Origin of the sequence: Oxynema mangrovii CENA135, from assembly GCF_016632315.1 — a bacterium.
Taxonomy (GTDB): domain Bacteria; phylum Cyanobacteriota; class Cyanobacteriia; order Cyanobacteriales; family Laspinemataceae; genus Oxynema; species Oxynema aestuarii.
This window is the reverse complement of record NZ_JAEOXH010000003.1, coordinates 725,901-726,851: the sequence shown is the minus strand read 5'-3', so window position 1 is coordinate 726,851 and position 951 is coordinate 725,901. Positions and strand designations below refer to the sequence as shown.

Below are 951 nucleotides of genomic sequence, written 5' to 3'. Positions count from 1 at the left end.
TCAGTAGCACTGACAACGGGCTTAGAACCACCTTCAGTTTTCATCAAGTAGTCTTTCCAGTTACTCCAAGCACTGCCATCATAGGCTCGGGTGTAAACATAATCGTTGCTGTTGCTGCTGCCACCAACAAAGCGAACGGTATTGAGCTGGTCTGCATTTACATAGAAGGTTTGACCGGCTGCCTGTTTGACACCATTGACGGTGAAATATCCGCTGGTGCTGCTGGTGTTGCCGTCAAAGAAGGCATAGCGAGTCATGGTATCTCCATCGGCATCAGTGACGCTAAAGGATGGTTGGATACTTTGGTTACGCTTCACGGTTTGGTTATAAGCGGTGACTACGGGAGCCCGGTTGACTTGTTGAGTGGTCATCGTGGCATCATTGGAACCCCAGGTTTGACCATCATACGCATAGATGCGAATTTGGTCTGTGCCTGCTGCCGAACCGCCGACAAAACGCACGTTACTCAACTGGTCTGGATTGACAAAGAATCCGCTGGTTTGTTTGACTCCATTGACGGTGAAGTAACCGCTAGTGCTGCTGCTGTTGTAATCCGAGAAATAATAGCTGGTAATTGTATCGCCATCGGGGTCACTGACAGAGAAACTCAAGCTGGTATTTGAACCAGAGTTGACGGTGCGATCGTATGCCGTGACTACGGGAGCCCGATTGACTTGTTGAGTAGTCATCGTGGCATCTTTATATCCCCAGTCTTGACCATCATAAGCCCAGATCCGAATTGGGTCTGTGCCTGCGGCGGAACCGCCGACAAAACGCACGGTGTTTAACTTGTCTGGGTCTACATAGAATCCGCTAGTTTGTTTGACACCATTGACGGTGAAGTAACCGCTAGTGCTGCTGCTGTTGTTGTCAGAGAAATAGTAATAACGGATTTGATCGCCATCGGGGTCACTGACAGAGAAACTCAAGCTGGTATTTGAACCAGAGTTG

1 protein-coding gene is annotated in these 951 nt (G+C 49.0%); it reads right to left on the bottom strand.

All coding sequences use genetic code 11. From position 1 onward, the window contains the following. The coding region (locus JJD41_RS22575; protein WP_200669786.1) for a hypothetical protein at window positions 1-929 on the bottom strand (929 nt) is incomplete at its 3' end. Between the last annotated feature and the right edge of the window lie 22 nt (window positions 930-951).